Origin of the sequence: Lonsdalea britannica, from assembly GCF_946477055.1 — a bacterium.
Lineage (GTDB): Bacteria > Pseudomonadota > Gammaproteobacteria > Enterobacterales > Enterobacteriaceae > Lonsdalea > Lonsdalea britannica_A.
The window spans coordinates 18,700-34,974 of record NZ_CAMKXG010000005.1 but is presented as its reverse complement, the minus strand read 5'-3'; the positions used below and the strand labels follow the sequence as shown (position 1 = coordinate 34,974).

Genomic DNA, 16,275 nt, shown 5'->3' with positions numbered 1-16,275 from the left:
CACCAGCAGGTTGGTCACGCCGGGGATCAGGGATTCGATATCGTCCCGTTGCCGCAATAACGCAGCCAGCGCCCAAATGCGCCTTTGCGCGGGCAGGTCGAAATCGCCCGGCGCATCAACCAGATAGGCCCGACCGCCAATCGTTGACACTTTTACCTGCTCGCCCTGACTGACGAGCGTCAAGGAGACGCGCTCCGGCACGTCGCGCGACAGCATGGTCATGAGTTATTCCAGCGGTTCGAATTTCAGACTTGAAAGCGGCTGCACTTTTTCTTCGCGCACCATCTTGTACTCGGTGTTCGGCCCAATCCAGGTATTCCAGATTGCATCGATCGTGCCCGCGTCGTCCATGGCCTTCAGACTGCGGTTTACTTCCGCCAGCAGCGCAGGCTCGCCTTTTTTCATACCAACGCCAATCGGCTCCAGCGCCATCGGCTCTTTGATCATGCCCAGCTCGATACCGTCTTTTTGCGCCTGAGAAATCATTTTGATGCCGGTCATGGTGTTGGTGACGAAGCCCACCACTTTATTCTGCTCTAGCGCCAGGAAAGCAGAGGCCGCATCCTGGAACGTGACGGCTTTAGCGCCCGCCAGATGGATGGACTGCTCGGAGGTAGTGCCTTTGGTCGCGCTGATGCGTTTGTCTTTAAAGTCCGCCCGCGTTTTGTTTTCGTTCGGCTTCTTCACCACCAGCATCTCTTTCGCCACATAGTACGGGTCGCTGAACTGGATCTGGTTGCCGCGCGTTTTGGTGTAGGCCAGGTTGGCCACCAGCACATCGGCGCGGCCAGTAGCGATGACGGCGATACGCGCCTCAATCGAGGTCGGCATCAGGTTGGCCTTGACCCCCATCTGCTTCGCCAGCGCCTGACAGAGATCCACATCCATCCCCGCCAACTGACGCGTTTTAGGATCGGGCGAAGAAAACGGCGGCACGTCGGAGTAAACCGCACAGTTCAACTGACCGCGAGCGTGGATATCCGCGAGTAAATCCGCGTGGGCGGCGGGTGACAACGCCGCCAACAGAGGCATGGTCAATACGGCACCCGAAAGCAATTTCAATTTCATCACGAATTCCCCGCTATTTTAATTAAGATTCAGTGTTCTTCTGACGCCAATGCGGCAGAAGCGGTATGAAATAACTTACTAAAAATAAAGAGATAACAGCTATCACTCTGTGTGACTCTTCCAGCAGTCTGACTATAGAAGCGAAAAAAGCCGATGTATAAGACGGAAAGCGTGTGTGGTGATATGCAATTTGTATGACGGGAGGAAAATATAAGGAAAAACTATCCAGACAGAACGAAATTATCTTAACGGATGCGAAGACAGTCACTCTATGGTAAGGACGATTTCCCGCATCAGGAAAGCGAATGTCGATATTGCAGCCGAAGAGTGAAAATAGACAATGAATTCCAGAATGGGCGTACTCCTGAAAATAATGTCGGCGCTGTGTGCGACATTAATGCTGGCCTGCGTCAAAGGATTAAACGGCGCAATCCCAACCGGCGAAGTCATTTTTTTCCGTTCGTTCGTCGCGTTATTTCCCCTGCTTATCTGGCTCAAGTTTCAAGGCAATATTCTCGACTTAATCAAAACCCGCAATCTTTTCGGCCATTTAATCCGTGGTTTTTCCGGCACGGGCGGTATGTATTTTAACTATCTGGCACTGGTCTATATTTCGTTGGCGGACGTGACCGCCATCAGCTACGCCGCCCCGTTATTTACCGTCATCATGGCGGCGATATTGTTAAAAGAGATCGTCCGATTTTATCGTTGGCTGGCTGTCGTGGTCGGCTTCTCGGGCATCCTTGTCATGCTGTCGGCGTATCTGGGCGCCAGCGGCTCTATCTTTTCCTCCACCTCCGGCGTCGCCACCGGCTCAGCCATCGGCGTCGTTTTCGCGCTGCTAGCCGCGCTCTGCACCGCCGCCTCGTCGATACAAATTCGCTTCCTCAACGGCGTAGAGAAGCCCGGCGCCATCGTGTTCTATTTCTCGCTGATGACGATGTTTATCGGTCTGGGCACGCTGTATTTCGGCTGGCTGATGCCGACTTATCCCCAGCTCCTGCTGCTGATTGGCTGCGGTTTTTTCGGCGGGATGGCGCAAATATTGATTACCCTAAGCCTGCGCTACGCCGATGCCTCGCTGCTGGCCCCTTTCGACTACACCACGCTGGTCTGGTCAATGCTGATCGGTTATCTCTTCCTGGATAGCGTGCCGGGAGGCTCCACCATCGCCGGTGCGGCCATCATCGCCTGTGCCGGTATCTTTACCGTCTGGTGCGAACGGCGGCAGAGGAAAGCGGTCATTCGGCGCTCAGTCGTTTAGTGATGTGATCATTAAAAAATCTTTCTCTTTCCCCGCATCAGGCTTATTGAGTCATCGTGGAGAATAGCCATAACCTGATGGATTGATAATATTTTCACCGCAGAATCATTCATCTCAACAGTAATCCCTCTTTTTTTTATTTATCCTTCAGTCCATTAAAATAATTAACATTTCCCTCGACGAAAAAGAAATATATTCATCGTGAATATGAGAAATGTCGTATGGCGTTGTGGGAAAACATCGACTTACAATTTATTACCTCAGCTGAGAGGCTTTATCTTCTTATAAGAACAAGCTTAGGTTTTTGCGAGCGGCGCTATTGTTAACTTTAGTTAAAAAAGATGCTATCCTCTGTGTCCGTTGTTGGATGACATCATTTCATACCAGTGGAAATAAGGGGTGCTTGCGATCGATAATTAACTTTCACACAGAGGTTAATGGTGATTTAGCGGGTGCTTATAAAAGAAAAGACCATGAAAGTAGAGAATTTACAATATAAATATTATCGTATCTCCCATGCGCTGCGCTTAACGATTTCTTTTATTTTCGCTCTACTCCTACTGGCAAAACTGGACCTGGTCAAAGACGTCTCGTGGATCCTGATCACCATGGTCGTCATCATGGGCCCGATGTCCTATAAAGGCAGCGTATACCCCCGGGCCATCCAGCGCTCGACCGGTACCTTGATTGGCATCATCTTCGGTATTCTCTCGTTTTATGCCGGTAAGTACTCCTTTCCAGGCATGATCGTGATCATCGCCCTCGGTATATTCACCTGCGGCTACCTGACATTAAGTAAAATTCCTTATGCCGGGATACTGATTGGTATTACGCTTTCCGTGACCGTCAGCGCGTCAGGCGGAAATCTGGATATCGCGCTGTGGCGTATTTCGGACGTCTTTATCGGCTGCGTCATTGCCGTGATTTTTTCCAGTATTTTTCCGCACAAAGCATGTATTCACTGGAATATAGAACTGTATAAACTCATATCCAATCTGCATCAGCTTTACTGCGCTAATTTATCTCGTAATTTATTCAACCGGCCCGAATTAAAAAATCTTAACAGTATTAATAAAAAAACCATCGCCAATATATTAAAACTCTCCGCGCCTGCCCAGAAAGAAACCAGAATAGATAAAAAAACTTATGCTTCACTGCAAGAAACTATTCTCGATATCATTTCTTATCTGAATCTGATAGAAAAAGCCTTCTGGGACTGTCCTGTCAGCCACCATATTATTTGCGCCTCCTCGCTATCGAAGAAAATTAATTACGCGATCGACTATCGTTTCAAACTTTTACAGGCGCTGATTCGCGACGATATTAACGATCCGGATGCCATCAAGAAATTTCATCATAAAGAGTTCGAACAGGATGTGATGGAGGAACTGCGGTCAACGCTGCTGGTCCAGCACGTCGGAAATGACATCGCGATTGAGAACAAAATTTACGGCTATTTCTATCTGGGCACCCAAATTATCGACAAGCTGGATGCGCTGGCCATGCTGCTGAGCACGATGAAAACGCAGCATCGCAGGCATGTCCACCTGCGCGTCAGGAATCGCGCCGAATAACGCTCTCCGTCTCCTGATGCGGATCGCGCCCTCCTCTGGCGAGGCAACAGCCCCAGCCGTGAAGCGACCGCGATAGCCTCAAGATACCTTTGAAAGCCCTCACGCAATCGTTCTCCTTTTCGCACGCCGGGTTTCGCGTACAAGATAATGACTCTCAATACGCTAACATACTGAATAAATTTGATTATTCTTCTTTTTGATTCTCTGTTCTATATCAAAATAGTGGTGGTAGGGAGCCGCTAGGATAAAAATCCAACGCCAGACCACGAAGCCGCTATCCTTGATAGGACTTCAACCCCAGCCCCATGCTTTTCGCTCTGGCCGGACAATTAAAAAAGTGTGACGGTCGTCACCCAAAAAGTAAGCAAGCGCTTACTTTTTGTTATTTTATAGATAAAGTAAGACGCGGTATCGGCCTTTATTCATTGCCGCATCCTGCATCAACACGATCTTATCGGGAGAAGATATGAATCGGTTTATCATCGCAAACGCCAAGGACTGCATCGGCTGTAAAGCCTGCGAGATTGCCTGTGTGATTGCCCATAACAATGGCGCTTATCCTGAAAGCGCGGAAAATTTTATCCCTCGTATCCACGTTTTTCGTAAAACCGAGCTGCATACGGCAGTCACCTGCCATCACTGCGAAGACGCCCCCTGCGCCGCCATGTGCCCGACACAGGCGCTGGTGAAAAAAGAGGACAGTATTCAGGTCATCGCCAAAAAATGCATCGGGTGTAAGACCTGTGTCATTGCCTGCCCCTTTGGGGCGATATCCGTGGAAACGACGGAAAAAACACCGGATACCGCAGCCGCGCACAAATGCGATCTCTGTATCGACCGAGCCGAAGGTCAGGCATGCGTTGAAGCCTGCCCCACCCAGGCGTTGCGTTTAGTTAGTGAGCACACACTAGAGCAACAGCGTCAGGAAAAACAGCGCGAGACGGCGCAACGTTCAGCGCCCGGCAACTGGCGCGCGGCGCCGGCCTTTACGCCATCACGCCCCCCTCTGCTGGCTAAACGCAAAGGCTGGCCGCGAATGGACGCCATTAAGAAACCGCTCAACGAGCGTGTTTCCACGTTTAATGAAATCTACCTGGGCTTTACGCCGGAACAGACCCACGATCAGGCTGGACGCTGCATGACCTGCGGCCAGCACTCCATCTGCGAATGGACTTGCCCACTGCATAACAACATTCCTGAACTCCTGCGTCTGGCGAAAGAAGACCGAATTATGGAAGCCGTGGAGCTGTCACATCGCACCAGCAGCCTGCCGGAAATTTGCGGACGCGTCTGCCCACAGGACCGTCTGTGCGAAGGCGCATGTACGCTCGGCAAAGAGTCCTATGGCGCAGCGACCATCGGCAATATCGAACGCTACATCACCGACAGCGCCCTGAAAATGGGCTGGAAGCCCGATCTGAGTCAGGTCAAACCGACCGGTAAACGAGCGGCGATAATCGGCGCCGGTCCCGCTGGCCTCGCCTGTGCGGATGTCCTCACGCGTCACGGCGTCAAAGCCGTGGTCTTCGACCGCCATCCGGAGATTGGCGGCCTGCTGACCTTCGGCATTCCGTCATTCAAGCTGGACAAAGACGTACTGATCCAGCGCCGCGTGCTGTTCGAAGGCATGGGCATCGAATTCCATCTCAATACCGAGATCGGGCGTGATATTTCGCTGACGCAGCTGTTGGAAGAATTCGATACCGTCTTCGTCGGCGTCGGCACCTACCGCTCCATGAAAGCGGGTCTGGATAACGAAGACGCGCCGGGCGTTTATGACGCGCTGCCGTTCCTGATCGCTAATACCAAACGGGTGATGGGCCTGCCAGATGTGGAAGATGAACCTTACATCTCCATGCAGGGCAAACGCGTGCTGGTGCTCGGCGGCGGCGATACCGCCATGGATTGCGTGCGTACCTCAATACGTCAGGGCGCGGAGTCGGTCACCTGCGCCTATCGTCGCGACGAGGCGAATATGCCGGGATCGAAAAAAGAAGTGAAAAACGCCCGCGAGGAAGGGGTGGAATTCATGTTCAACGTGCAACCGCAGAAAATCTGCCTCAATGAACAGGGCGAAGTCTGCGGCGTCAGCCTGATCCGCACTGAGCTGGGCGAGCCGGATGCCAGCGGCCGCCGCCGTCCCCAGCCGGTTGCCGGTTCCGAGTTCATCCATCCGGTGGATGCGGTAATTACGGCATTCGGCTTTCAGTCTCACGCCATGCCGTGGCTGGATGAGGCGCAGGTACAGCGTAATAAATGGGGGCAGATCGAAGCTCAACCGCTCGGCCGCCAAGCCTGCCAGACCAGTCACCCACGCATTTTCGCAGGCGGTGACGCCGTGCGCGGCGCCGATCTGGTGGTGACGGCCATCGCGGACGGCCGTAAGGCGGCGCACAGCATGATCAACGCGATGTGCGAACCGCAGACGGCCGAGGCGGCCTCTCGCGTCGATTTGAGGGAGCCAGTGCGATGAATGCGTTTGTGATTGCCGACGCCAGCCAGTGCATTGGCTGCCGCACCTGTGAAATCGCCTGCGCCGTCGCCCATACGGGCGGCGGGCTCAGCAGCCTGAACACCGCGTCGTTCGCCCCCAGGCTCAAGGTCATCAAAAGCGCCGACGTCAGCGTGCCGGTGCTGTGCCATCAGTGCGAGAACGCCCCCTGCGCCAGCGCTTGCCCGCAGGGCGCCTTGGTTGCGCAGAACGACAGCATTCAGGTGATATCCTCGCGCTGTATCGGCTGTAAAAGCTGCGTGATCGCGTGTCCCTTCGGGGCCATTCAGGTGGTAACGTCGCCGCAAGAGGAGGGAGACGCCCGCGCCCACAGCGAAGTGCGCAAGTGTGATTTGTGCGACGGCGTGGCCGATGGCCCCTCCTGCGTCAGGGTGTGTCCGACCTCGGCCCTTCGGTTGGTCACGCCCGATGCCCTGCGCCGACAAAGGGAAGAGCGGCAATGGCAGTCGGCCGGAGAGCGTTCCCATTCGCCCAGATAGTCGCCCTTCTGGCGTATGCAGGCGAAACAATAGCAGATGATCCGTCATCCCATCACGCCGCGCCCTTATCTCACGGGCGCTTCCGCTGACGGTAACTCTCCTTGCTCCGTTGCAGCAGGGAGAGGATTTTGACGAAAGCAGCTTCAGTACCAATAATTGAATAATAATCCGTGAGTTTGTGCTTAGTTAATATTTTTGTCTGTGATATATAGCATCACAGCGTTTATATCGTCTCTGCTAACCTCGGACGCCTCGATTTGCGTCATTATCATGGAGTGAACTATGACCTGCCATTTCGTCAGGTGGACCAGCACGGAAGTTTTGCCCAGTCTGCAACGCCTGTCTGACGACCTGATCGTCTCAACGCAAAGTTTTTCGATGAAGCGGCGCGAGCGCTATCTGAAAAGCCGGGCGTTATTGGCAGAACTCATGTTTTATCTGTTTGGCTATCCGATGCTGCCCCCACTGGCAACGGCGCCCAATGGCCGCCCCTGTTTCAGCGATATCAACCTGCCCAGCTTCAGCCTGAGCTACGCGGGAAATACCATCGGGCTGCTGTTGAGCGAGTCAGGCAGTGTGGGAATGAGTATGGAGATCGTCCACGTACGGGCGTCCCAACAGCCGCAGGCGGTGTGGCAAACGCAGGCGGAAAAGGCATGGGTAGACGCTCAAATCGATCCGCTGGAAGCCGCCTCTCAGCTCGCGGTCATCCGCCAGTCCGTGCTCAAAATACCGGGGTTTACTCTGGAGGGCAGCGAGTCATTGAAGCTTCATCCAGCGTCCGGACGACTGCGCGTGGCGAATTTGCCAGAGGTAGAGGCGATGAGCGACATCGACGATTATCTGGCCTGGGCCTGCGCGCGGACGCCTCAGCTAAACCGTCTGGTACTGTGGAACTACACGGTGGCGGGAGGGCTCAGCAAGACATCGGAGATTGTTCAGCAACAGCGCCAGTCGGCGCGGTTTATGAAATTGACCAGCCACCCGGCGGAAAAAAAATAACGCGGCCATCGCCGCGTTATTTTTATCGTCATCAGGAAAGAGGACCGCGTCCTGTTATCGTCCTGAACACGTTGCATCAATCGTGGCCCCCAGCCGTTTTAGCCAGGGCAAAACCTCAATGGGCATCCACGAAAACAATTTTCAGCAGGAACAGCAAGGCAACGACCACCACACACGGGCTGATTTCACGCCAGCGTCCGGTCGCCGCTTTCATCACGCAGTAGGAGATAAACCCGAGGGCGATCCCTTCCGTGATGGAAAAGCTGAAAGGCATCATGACGGCGGTGATAAATGCGGGTACGGCTTCCGTCAGATCTTCCCACTTCACGCGGGAAAGGCTGGACGTCATCAGTACGCCCACGTAGATCAATGCACCCGCTGCGGCGTAGGCCGGCACCATTCCCGCCAGCGGCGACAGGAACATCACCAGCAGGAACAACACGCCCACGACCACGGCCGTCAGGCCAGTACGACCGCCGACCGAGACGCCGGAGGAGCTTTCAATATAAGCCGTCACGGAAGACGTACCGATAAAGGCGCCCGCGACGGAGCTGATGCTGTCCACATAGAGCGCGCGCTTCATCCCAGGGAATTTGCCCTTTTCATCCGCCAGCCCGGCTTTTTCGGTCACGCCGATCAGCGTGCCGGAGGAGTCGAACAGGTTAACCAGCATGAAGGAGAAGATGACGCCGGAAAGTCCGAGGTTCAGCGCTCCAGCCAAATCAACCTGACCCACGACGTTAGTGACGCTCGGCGGCAGTGAGAAGACGCCCGTATATTTCACATCACCCAGCAGCAGGCCGATAGCCGTCGTGATAACGATAGAGATCAGTACTGCGGCATGAATGTTGCGAGACGCGAGCACCACGATGATGAAGAAGCCGAGCACGCCCAGCAGCACGCTGTGCGAGGTCAGTTTACCCACCGCAACCAGTGTGTCCGCATTCGGCACGATGATCCCGGCGTTTTTCAGCCCCATCATGGCGATAAACAGGCCGATGCCGCTGGCGATCCCCAAACGCAGACACTGCGGGATATTCGCGATCATCCAGTAGCGGATCTGGAACACGGACAACAGCAGGAAACCGATTGCGCCCCAGAAAATAGCGCCCATCGCCACCTGCCAGGGAAGGCCCATCGCGCCGACCACGGCAAAAGCGAAGAAGGCGTTAAGACCCATCGCTGGCGCCAATGCCACCGGCAGGTTCGCCAGCAGGCCCATCAGGATACTGCCGAAGGCGGCGATCAGACAGGTGGTGACAAAGACAGCCTGCGTATCCATTCCGGCCACGCCGAGGATTTGCGGGTTAACAAAAACGATGTAGACCATCGTCAGGAACGTCGTGAAGCCCGCGATCGTTTCAGTACGCGCCGTGGTGCCGTGCTGACGTAATTTGAACACGCGTTGCAGCAGCCCACGCTCAGACGCGGAGCCAGTTTGAGATTTATCCATGAGTCATAATAGCCTGAAGAAAGGGAAAGATTATCCGTCAGGTATCCTATACCAAAATTCTCAGCGGTTGACGCTGTTGCCCCGTTTTTTTATCTACCATAAGGACATCCTATGAATATGCGGAAAGAGGCGGAAGGATGACGGCGGGAACACGACGCATGGACGGGCTAATCCGGCCTTCGCCCGCGGCCACAAGCGATTACAACCGTCCCATTGTGCAGTAAAGTAAAGGTATCTTTTGTCTCCCCCGGTTAAGGAAGGTCATGTCCCAGATTGAGTGCGTTTTCTTTGACTGCGACGGAACGCTGGTCGATACCGAAGTTCTGTGCTGTCAGGCCTACGTGAATGTGTTCGCCACCTACAACGTATCGCTTGCATTAGAGCAGTTCATCGCCGAGTTTAAAGGCGTCAGGCTTCACGACATCATTATCCGCACCTGCGAACGTTATCATTTGACGCAAGACACGGCCGTGCTGGAGCAGGAGTATCGCGACGAGATCGCCCGTTTGTTTGACGCGGCGCTACAGCCCATTCCGGGCGTACGTGAACTGCTGGAAAAATTGCAGGTTCCGACGGCGGTCGTCTCTAACGGGCCGGTGAGTAAAATGCAGCGCACGCTGGGGAAAACGGCGCTGCTGCCCTTCTTCAACGGCCATCTTTACAGCGGTTACGACATTCAAACCTGGAAACCGGACCCGGCCATTCTCTACTACGCCGCCGACCAGATGGAGGTGGCGATTGAGCGCTGTATTTTGGTGGAAGACTCAGAGGCTGGCGTACAAGCAGGCATTTCCGCGGGGATTCCGGTATTTTACTACTGCGCCGATACGCTCAACCGCCCGATTCATCACCCGCTGGTCACCCAGTTCAACGATATGCGCCAACTGCCCGCGCTCTGGCGCGAACGCGGCTGGTCTGCGTTGACCTCAGAGCGCTGAGCCGTCAGGCCGTCGCCTTTCCCCGGGCGACTTTGGGGACGCGGCGGCCGCCATAACGACGGCTGATGCCGGTCGCCAGCACATCCAGCGCCAGGCACATGACAAAATAAACCAACGCCACGAACAGGAAGACCTCCAGCGGATACACCATGCTGCGGTTGTTGACCTGCGTCGCCAGAAACGTCAGCTCGCCGACGCCCACGATATACGCCAGCGACGTATCTTTGATCAGGGAAATCCACTGGTTGATGAACGAAGGCACCATCATGCGCAGCGCCTGAGGCAGGACGATATAGCCCAGCGTCTGCCAGCGATTAAAGCCGAGCGACAGCCCCGCCTGCCACTGACCACGGCCAATCGCCACAATCCCGGCCTTAACGCCGTGAGCGAGATAAGCCGAGGCGATCAGCGCCAGCGCGCAGACGACGGTGGTGATTTCCGGGATATCCACGCCGAAGAGCACCGGCAACAGGAAATAGGTCCAGAAAATCAGCATGATGACCGGAATAGCGCGGAAAAAACCCAACACCATCGCCAGTAGCGCGGCCAGCCAGCCCCGGGACATCGCCAGCGCAATGCCGAGCAACGTGCCCAGTACGGCCGAGGCGACGCCCGCCATCAGGCTAATCGCCAACGTCAGCGCCGCTCCGCCCAGCGGTCCGTCGGGAAACGTGCCCCACATCAGATAGGTGAAGTTATCGCGGATGATCGTAAAGTCCATGTCAGCGCGCCTCCGTCGATTTTCGATGTTGACGCCACATACCCCATCCTTCTAGCAGGGCAATGGCGCCGATATAAAACACCGTAGCGACGCCGAAGGCCTGAAAGGTACGCAGCGTTTCGGTTTCCACCTGACGTGAAGCGTAAGACAGTTCCGCCACGCCGATCGCCATCGCCAACGACGAGTTCTTGATGACGTTCATGTACTGCCCCAGCAGCGGCGGAAAAGCGATGCGCAGCGCCTGAGGCAACAGTACATAACGCATCGCCTGCCAGCCGGTCAGGCCGAGCGCCTGCGCGGCATACTTCTGCCCGGTCGCGACGCCCGCCATTCCTGCGCGCAGTTCTTCTGCGATGAAGGCGCTGGAATAGAGCGTCAGGCCCAGCAGTCCGGCGAGAAACTCAAAGGAAGGCCACGGCAGCGCGATTCCCAGCGCAGAAAGTTCATGCGGGGCATTCAGCCACTGCATCACCGACGACGGGAACAGCTGCCCGGCCCCGAAGTACCAGAAAAATAGCTGAACCAGCAGCGGCGTGTTGCGAAACAGGGCGCTATAGGCAACAGCCAGCCAACGCAGAACAGGCATGTGGCTGTCGCGAGCGGCGGCCAACACCATGCCGAATAGCGTGGCCAGGACCACGGTGGCGGCGGACAGGCCGAGGGTCATCAGGAACCCCTGCCACAGCCATGCCAGATATTGCGGCGCCAGCAGCCACTCCGTTAGCCAGTGTTGTATCGTTTCAGGAAACATCATAAACAACAATGCCCTCCGCGGTGCGGAGGGCGAATGAGAGCATCAGTCATCTGTGGGGAAATCAGCTTTTAGGTTGTTGATCTAACGGCGCAAATTTAAAGTCGCCGCGCGGCTGGGCGGAAAGCGTCTCAGGCCCGAACCAGCGGTTGTAGATCTTCTCTGCCTCACCCTGTTTTTCCAGCGCCGACAGCGCGTCGCTCACCTTTTGCGCCAGCGCGTCTTCCCCTTTCGGGATACCAATGCCCTGATATTCGCGCGTGATGCTGAACGGGGAGATTTCAAACTCGGCCTTCTGTGCCGCCGGGACGTTCGCCAGCAGACCGACCAGTTTGGCGTCATCCTGCGTTATCGCCTGCACGTTGCCATTACGCAGCGCCGCGAAAGCCAGCGGGGTGTCGTCGTAGGAGATCACTTTGGCCGTAGGATAGTGCTCGCGCAGGGTGATTTCCTGCACGGTGCCTTTATCCGCCCCGATGCGCAGGTTTTTAATGTCTTCCGGCGTTTTCAGGACGCCTTTGCGAGCGATGAATTTCTGTCCGGTGGAGAAGTAAGGAATACTGAAATTGACCTGTTTGGCGCGTTCGTCGGTGATCGTGAAGTTAGCGGCGATGAGATCCACTTTTTTCGAGACCAGTAGCGGAATGCGGTTTGCGGGGTTGGTGGCGCGCAGATCGACTTTAACGCCCAGCGCTTTGCCGACGGCTTCGGCGATATCGACATCATAGCCCACCAGCTTCTTGGTCTGGGGATCGACATAACCAAACGGCGGATTGCTATCGAACACGGCGACTTTGACTACGCCGGACTTCTGAATATCTGCCAATTTATCCGCTTGAGCGGTCCCTGAAAGCGCGGCCAATCCGGCCACCAGCGTTAACGTCAAAAAGCGATTTTTCATGTGTTATCCCTACCCCGTTTTTTATAGGTTATAGGCTAACACCCGACTAAATATAGGGAAATAACATATCCGACTATAATATAATGTTATGTTACATATCCCGTCGATCGCGATACTTTTTCCGCCCGGAAAAAGAAAAAGCCCCGCAGTGCGAGGCTTCTCGATGAGGCAGGAACCAAGAGGTTAGCTGTCTTTTTTCGCATCGTTTTCGATGAGCAATTTTTCCAGCGCATCGCCGCCGACATGGCGGAAATCCTGACCTTTGACGAAATAGAAAATAATTTCGCAAATGTTCTGGCAGCGGTCGCCGATACGTTCGATGGAACGCGCGCAGAACAGCGCGGTCAACACGCTCGGAATGGTGCGCGAGTCTTCCATCATGTAGGTCATCAGCTGACGCACGATGCCCTCGTACTCCTTGTCCACCTTACGGTCTTCCCGATAGATGCGGATCGCTTCTTCCAGATCCATACGGGCAAACGCGTCCAGTACGTCGTGCAGCATCTGCACCGTGTGCAGCCCCATGGACTCCAGGCTGACCAGCAGCGGCTGATGCTGATGCGAGAATTTCTCCAGCGCCGTGCTGCAGATTTTGTCCGCCACGTCGCCGATGCGTTCCAGTTCAGAAATCGTCTTGATGATCGCCATAACCAGACGCAGATCGCTCGCCGTGGGCTGACGTTTAGCAATGATGCGCACGCAGGCCTCATCAATGCTCACTTCCATCATATTGACCTTGGCGTCGCCTTCGATGACGCGTTTGGCCAGGTCTTCATCCTGGTTGTGCATCGCCGTGATGGCATCCGTCAGTTGCTGCTCCACCAGCCCGCCCATCGTCATCACCTGAGTGCGAATGTGCTCAAGCTCAGCGTTGAACTGACCGGAGATATGTTTATTCAGATTGAGGTTTTCCATCAAACTCCCCTGATCAACCGTAGCGACCGGTGATGTAGTCTTCGGTCTGTTTCTGCTGTGGCGCAGTAAACAGCGTGTCGGTGTCGCTGAATTCAATCAGCTCTCCCAGGTACATGAACGCCGTATGATCGGAACAGCGCGCTGCCTGCTGCATATTATGGGTGACAATCACCACGGTGTACTCTTTCTTCAACTCGGAGATCAGCTCTTCGATGCGACCCGTCGAGATCGGGTCCAGTGCCGAACAGGGTTCATCCAGCAAAAGCACATCCGGGCGGATGGCGATCCCACGCGCGATGCACAGACGCTGCTGCTGACCGCCGGACAGGCTGTAACCACTCTGGTGCAGCTTATCTTTGGTTTCCTGCCATAACGCCGCCTTGGTCAACGCCCACTGCACGCGTTCATCCATGTCGACGCGAGACAGCTTTTCGAACAGGCGAACGCCAAAGGCGATGTTGTCATAAATCGACATCGGGAACGGCGTCGGTTTCTGGAAAACCATGCCCACTTTGGCGCGCAGCAGGGCGATATCCTGACTATCGGTGAGGATGTTGTTTCCGTCCAGCAGGATTTCGCCTTCGGCGCGCTGCTCCGGATAAAGCTGATACATCTTGTTCAAGGTGCGCAAGAGCGTCGATTTACCACACCCTGACGGACCGATAAACGCGGTCACCTGATTCTGTGCGATATCCAGCGTGATGTTTTTCAGCGCGTGAAATTTTCCATAATAAAAATTCAGATCACGCACCTGGATTTTGCTGGTGGATGTCTCAGTAACGATACTCATCAAGACTTCTCTCTTCTAGCGGTGGTGCTGCTACGCAACACTCGACAGGGTTTTAGGCGCTTTTCTTAGCGAACAGCACGCGCGCCACAATATTCAGCAACAGAACGCAGAGCGTAATCAGCAGCACACCGGCCCAAGCCAGATCCTGCCACTCCTTGAACGGACTCATGGCGAACTTGAAGATGGTGACCGGCAGGTTGGCTATCGGGTTCATCAGATCGGTGCTCCAGAACTGATTCGATAGCGAGGTGAACAGCAGCGGCGCCGTTTCCCCGGCAATGCGTGCCACCGCCAGCAAAATCCCGGTGATAATCCCGGACACGGAGGCTTTCAGGGTGATGGCGGAAATCATTTTCCACTTCGGCGTACCCAGCGCATACGCGGCTTCGCGCAGGCTATCCGGCACCAGTTTCAGCATGTTTTCAGTCGTTCGAATGACGATAGGCACCTGCAACAGCGCCAGTGCGATCACGCCAGCCCAGCCGGAGAAATGCTCCATCTTCGCCACCACCAGCGTGTAGACGAAGAGGCCGACCACGATGGAAGGCGCCGACAGCAAAATATCGTTAATGAAGCGAATTACTTCGGCGATCAGCGATTTACGGCCGTACTCCGCCAGATAAATTCCGGCCAGAATACCCAACGGCGTGCCAAACAAGGTCGCCCATAAGATCAGCAGCCCACTGCCGACGATCGCATTCGCCAGACCGCCTCCGGGGGTGTTAGGCGGCGGCGTCATTTCCGTGAACAGCGCCATCGACATGCCGTCGAATCCCCGGGTAAAGGTGGAGAATAGAATCCAGATCAGCCAGAACAGCCCGAATGCCATGGTCAGCATGGACAGGCACAGCGCGATACGGTTTTTCTGGCGACGCCAGGACTGCATTTTGCGTCGATTACGCGCTATCTCGTCGCTGCGTTCGATTTCCATCGTCGCCATCAGCTCGCTCCCTCATTTTTCGCCAGACGCATGATCATGAATTTTGAGCAGGCCAGGACAATGAACGTAATCACAAACAGAATCAGCCCCAGCTCCATCAGCGCCGCGGTATGCAGCCCGGTATCCGCCTCGGCGAATTCGTTAGCCAGCGCGGAGGTAATGCTGTTGCCAGGCATAAACAGCGAAACGCTGTCCAGCTGATAGGTATTACCAATAATGAAGGTCACCGCCATGGTCTCGCCTAACGCGCGTCCCAGACCCAGCATGACGCCGCCAATCACCCCATTTTTGGTGAACGGCAGCACGATGTGCCAGATCACTTCCCAGGTCGTGCAGCCAATGCCGTAAGCCGACTCTTTCATCATGACCGGCGTCTGCTCAAAGACGTCGCGCATGACGGCGGCGATATAAGGGATGATCATGATGGCCAGAATCACACCCGCAGCCAGAATACCAATGCCGAAGGCAGGACCGGTGAATAGGGAACCCACGAACGGGATCGCTGACAGAACGTTTCCTACCGGCTGTTGAAAATATTGCGCGAACAGCGGGGCAAAAATAAACAGCCCCCACATGCCGTATACGATGCTGGGGATCGCCGCCAGCAACTCAATGGCAACGCCCAGCGGGCGTTTGAGCCAGCCGGGAGCCAACTCCGTCAGAAACAGCGCGATGCCGAAACTGATGGGTATGGCGATAATCAGTGCAATCAAGGAGGTGACGATGGTGCCGTAAATCGGGACCAGCGCACCGAATTTTCCAGCAGGCGCATCCCACTCTTTCGTCCACAGGAATGAAAAACCGAAGGTTTGAATACTGGGCCAGGACGCAATAATCAGAGAAACGATAATACCGCCCAGCAGCAACAACGTTAACAGCGCTGCCAACCGGACCACCGCGCCGAAGATCACGTCGCCATGTTTTCCTGGTGGAGTAATGGTTGGCTTATATTCAGCCATACAACTCT

At 55.1% G+C, this 16,275-nt stretch carries 16 protein-coding genes; 6 read left to right on the top strand and 10 right to left on the bottom strand.

What is annotated here, in order from left to right:
- Together Q7O77_RS01105 and Q7O77_RS01100 are read right to left on the bottom strand one after the other, a co-directional pair.
- Positions 1–216, bottom strand: a 216-nt coding sequence (locus Q7O77_RS01105) for a carboxyltransferase domain-containing protein (RefSeq protein ID WP_304162583.1), incomplete at its 3' end; no start/stop codon positions are given.
- A 9-nt stretch (positions 217–225) separates the two neighbouring features.
- Positions 226–1,068 carry a transporter substrate-binding domain-containing protein gene (locus tag Q7O77_RS01100; protein WP_304162575.1) on the bottom strand — a complete coding sequence of 281 codons (843 nt, stop codon included), beginning with the start codon at positions 1,066–1,068 and terminating at the stop codon, positions 226–228.
- Positions 1,069–1,408: 340 nt separating this feature from the next.
- On the opposite strand from Q7O77_RS01100, the gene Q7O77_RS01095 reads away from it, so the two are divergent.
- The 5 genes from Q7O77_RS01095 to Q7O77_RS01075 all read left to right on the top strand — a co-directional run bounded on the left by Q7O77_RS01095 (position 1,409) and on the right by Q7O77_RS01075 (position 7,899).
- Positions 1,409–2,332, top strand: coding sequence for a DMT family transporter (locus tag Q7O77_RS01095; protein ID WP_304162572.1), 924 nt, complete (start codon positions 1,409–1,411; stop codon positions 2,330–2,332).
- A gap of 473 nt (positions 2,333–2,805) precedes the next feature.
- Complete coding sequence (locus tag Q7O77_RS01090; RefSeq protein ID WP_304162569.1) at positions 2,806–3,906, top strand: FUSC family protein; 1,101 nt, start codon at positions 2,806–2,808, stop codon at positions 3,904–3,906.
- Between the two features lie 466 nt (positions 3,907–4,372).
- Positions 4,373–6,379, top strand: a complete 2,007-nt coding sequence (gene aegA, locus Q7O77_RS01085) for a formate-dependent uric acid utilization protein AegA (RefSeq protein ID WP_304162566.1) — start codon at positions 4,373–4,375, stop codon at positions 6,377–6,379.
- A complete protein-coding gene (locus tag Q7O77_RS01080; RefSeq protein WP_304162564.1) occupies positions 6,376–6,897 on the top strand; it encodes a 4Fe-4S dicluster domain-containing protein in 522 nt (173 codons plus the stop codon). The genes aegA and Q7O77_RS01080 overlap by 4 nt, the downstream gene beginning before the upstream one ends.
- Before the next feature lie 282 nt (positions 6,898–7,179).
- Positions 7,180–7,899 carry a 4'-phosphopantetheinyl transferase superfamily protein gene (locus tag Q7O77_RS01075; protein ID WP_094108158.1) on the top strand — a complete coding sequence of 240 codons (720 nt, stop codon included), beginning with the start codon at positions 7,180–7,182 and terminating at the stop codon, positions 7,897–7,899.
- A gap of 115 nt (positions 7,900–8,014) precedes the next feature.
- Here Q7O77_RS01075 and Q7O77_RS01070 read toward each other — a convergent pair whose 3' ends face one another.
- Positions 8,015–9,352 carry an NCS2 family permease gene (locus tag Q7O77_RS01070; RefSeq protein ID WP_085650640.1) on the bottom strand — a complete coding sequence of 446 codons (1,338 nt, stop codon included), beginning with the start codon at positions 9,350–9,352 and terminating at the stop codon, positions 8,015–8,017.
- Positions 9,353–9,615: 263 nt separating this feature from the next.
- Between Q7O77_RS01070 and yieH the strand changes: the two genes are divergently transcribed.
- Positions 9,616–10,290 carry a 6-phosphogluconate phosphatase gene (gene yieH, locus Q7O77_RS01065; protein WP_304162557.1) on the top strand — a complete coding sequence of 225 codons (675 nt, stop codon included), beginning with the start codon at positions 9,616–9,618 and terminating at the stop codon, positions 10,288–10,290.
- Positions 10,291–10,294: 4 nt separating this feature from the next.
- Here the strand turns inward: yieH and Q7O77_RS01060 are convergent, their stop codons facing one another.
- The 7 genes from Q7O77_RS01060 to pstC form a co-directional block, all read right to left on the bottom strand.
- Positions 10,295–11,011 carry an amino acid ABC transporter permease gene (locus tag Q7O77_RS01060; RefSeq protein ID WP_094108156.1) on the bottom strand — a complete coding sequence of 239 codons (717 nt, stop codon included), beginning with the start codon at positions 11,009–11,011 and terminating at the stop codon, positions 10,295–10,297.
- Between the two features lies 1 nt (position 11,012).
- Positions 11,013–11,765, bottom strand: coding sequence for an amino acid ABC transporter permease (locus Q7O77_RS01055; protein ID WP_304162549.1), 753 nt, complete (start codon positions 11,763–11,765; stop codon positions 11,013–11,015).
- Positions 11,766–11,826: 61 nt separating this feature from the next.
- Complete coding sequence (locus Q7O77_RS01050; protein WP_304162546.1) at positions 11,827–12,663, bottom strand: ABC transporter substrate-binding protein; 837 nt, start codon at positions 12,661–12,663, stop codon at positions 11,827–11,829.
- 183 nt (positions 12,664–12,846) lie between these two features.
- Positions 12,847–13,578 carry a phosphate signaling complex protein PhoU gene (gene phoU / locus Q7O77_RS01045; protein ID WP_085650636.1) on the bottom strand — a complete coding sequence of 244 codons (732 nt, stop codon included), beginning with the start codon at positions 13,576–13,578 and terminating at the stop codon, positions 12,847–12,849.
- Positions 13,579–13,591: 13 nt separating this feature from the next.
- A complete protein-coding gene (gene pstB / locus Q7O77_RS01040; protein WP_304162542.1) occupies positions 13,592–14,368 on the bottom strand; it encodes a phosphate ABC transporter ATP-binding protein PstB in 777 nt (258 codons plus the stop codon).
- 52 nt (positions 14,369–14,420) lie between these two features.
- Positions 14,421–15,308, bottom strand: a complete 888-nt coding sequence (gene pstA / locus Q7O77_RS01035) for a phosphate ABC transporter permease PstA (protein WP_094117946.1) — start codon at positions 15,306–15,308, stop codon at positions 14,421–14,423.
- Positions 15,308–16,267 (bottom strand): phosphate ABC transporter permease PstC, encoded by a 960-nt coding sequence (gene pstC / locus Q7O77_RS01030; RefSeq protein WP_304162537.1) that lies wholly within the window; start codon positions 16,265–16,267, stop codon positions 15,308–15,310. The genes pstA and pstC overlap by 1 nt, the downstream gene beginning before the upstream one ends.
- Between the last annotated feature and the right edge of the window lie 8 nt (positions 16,268–16,275).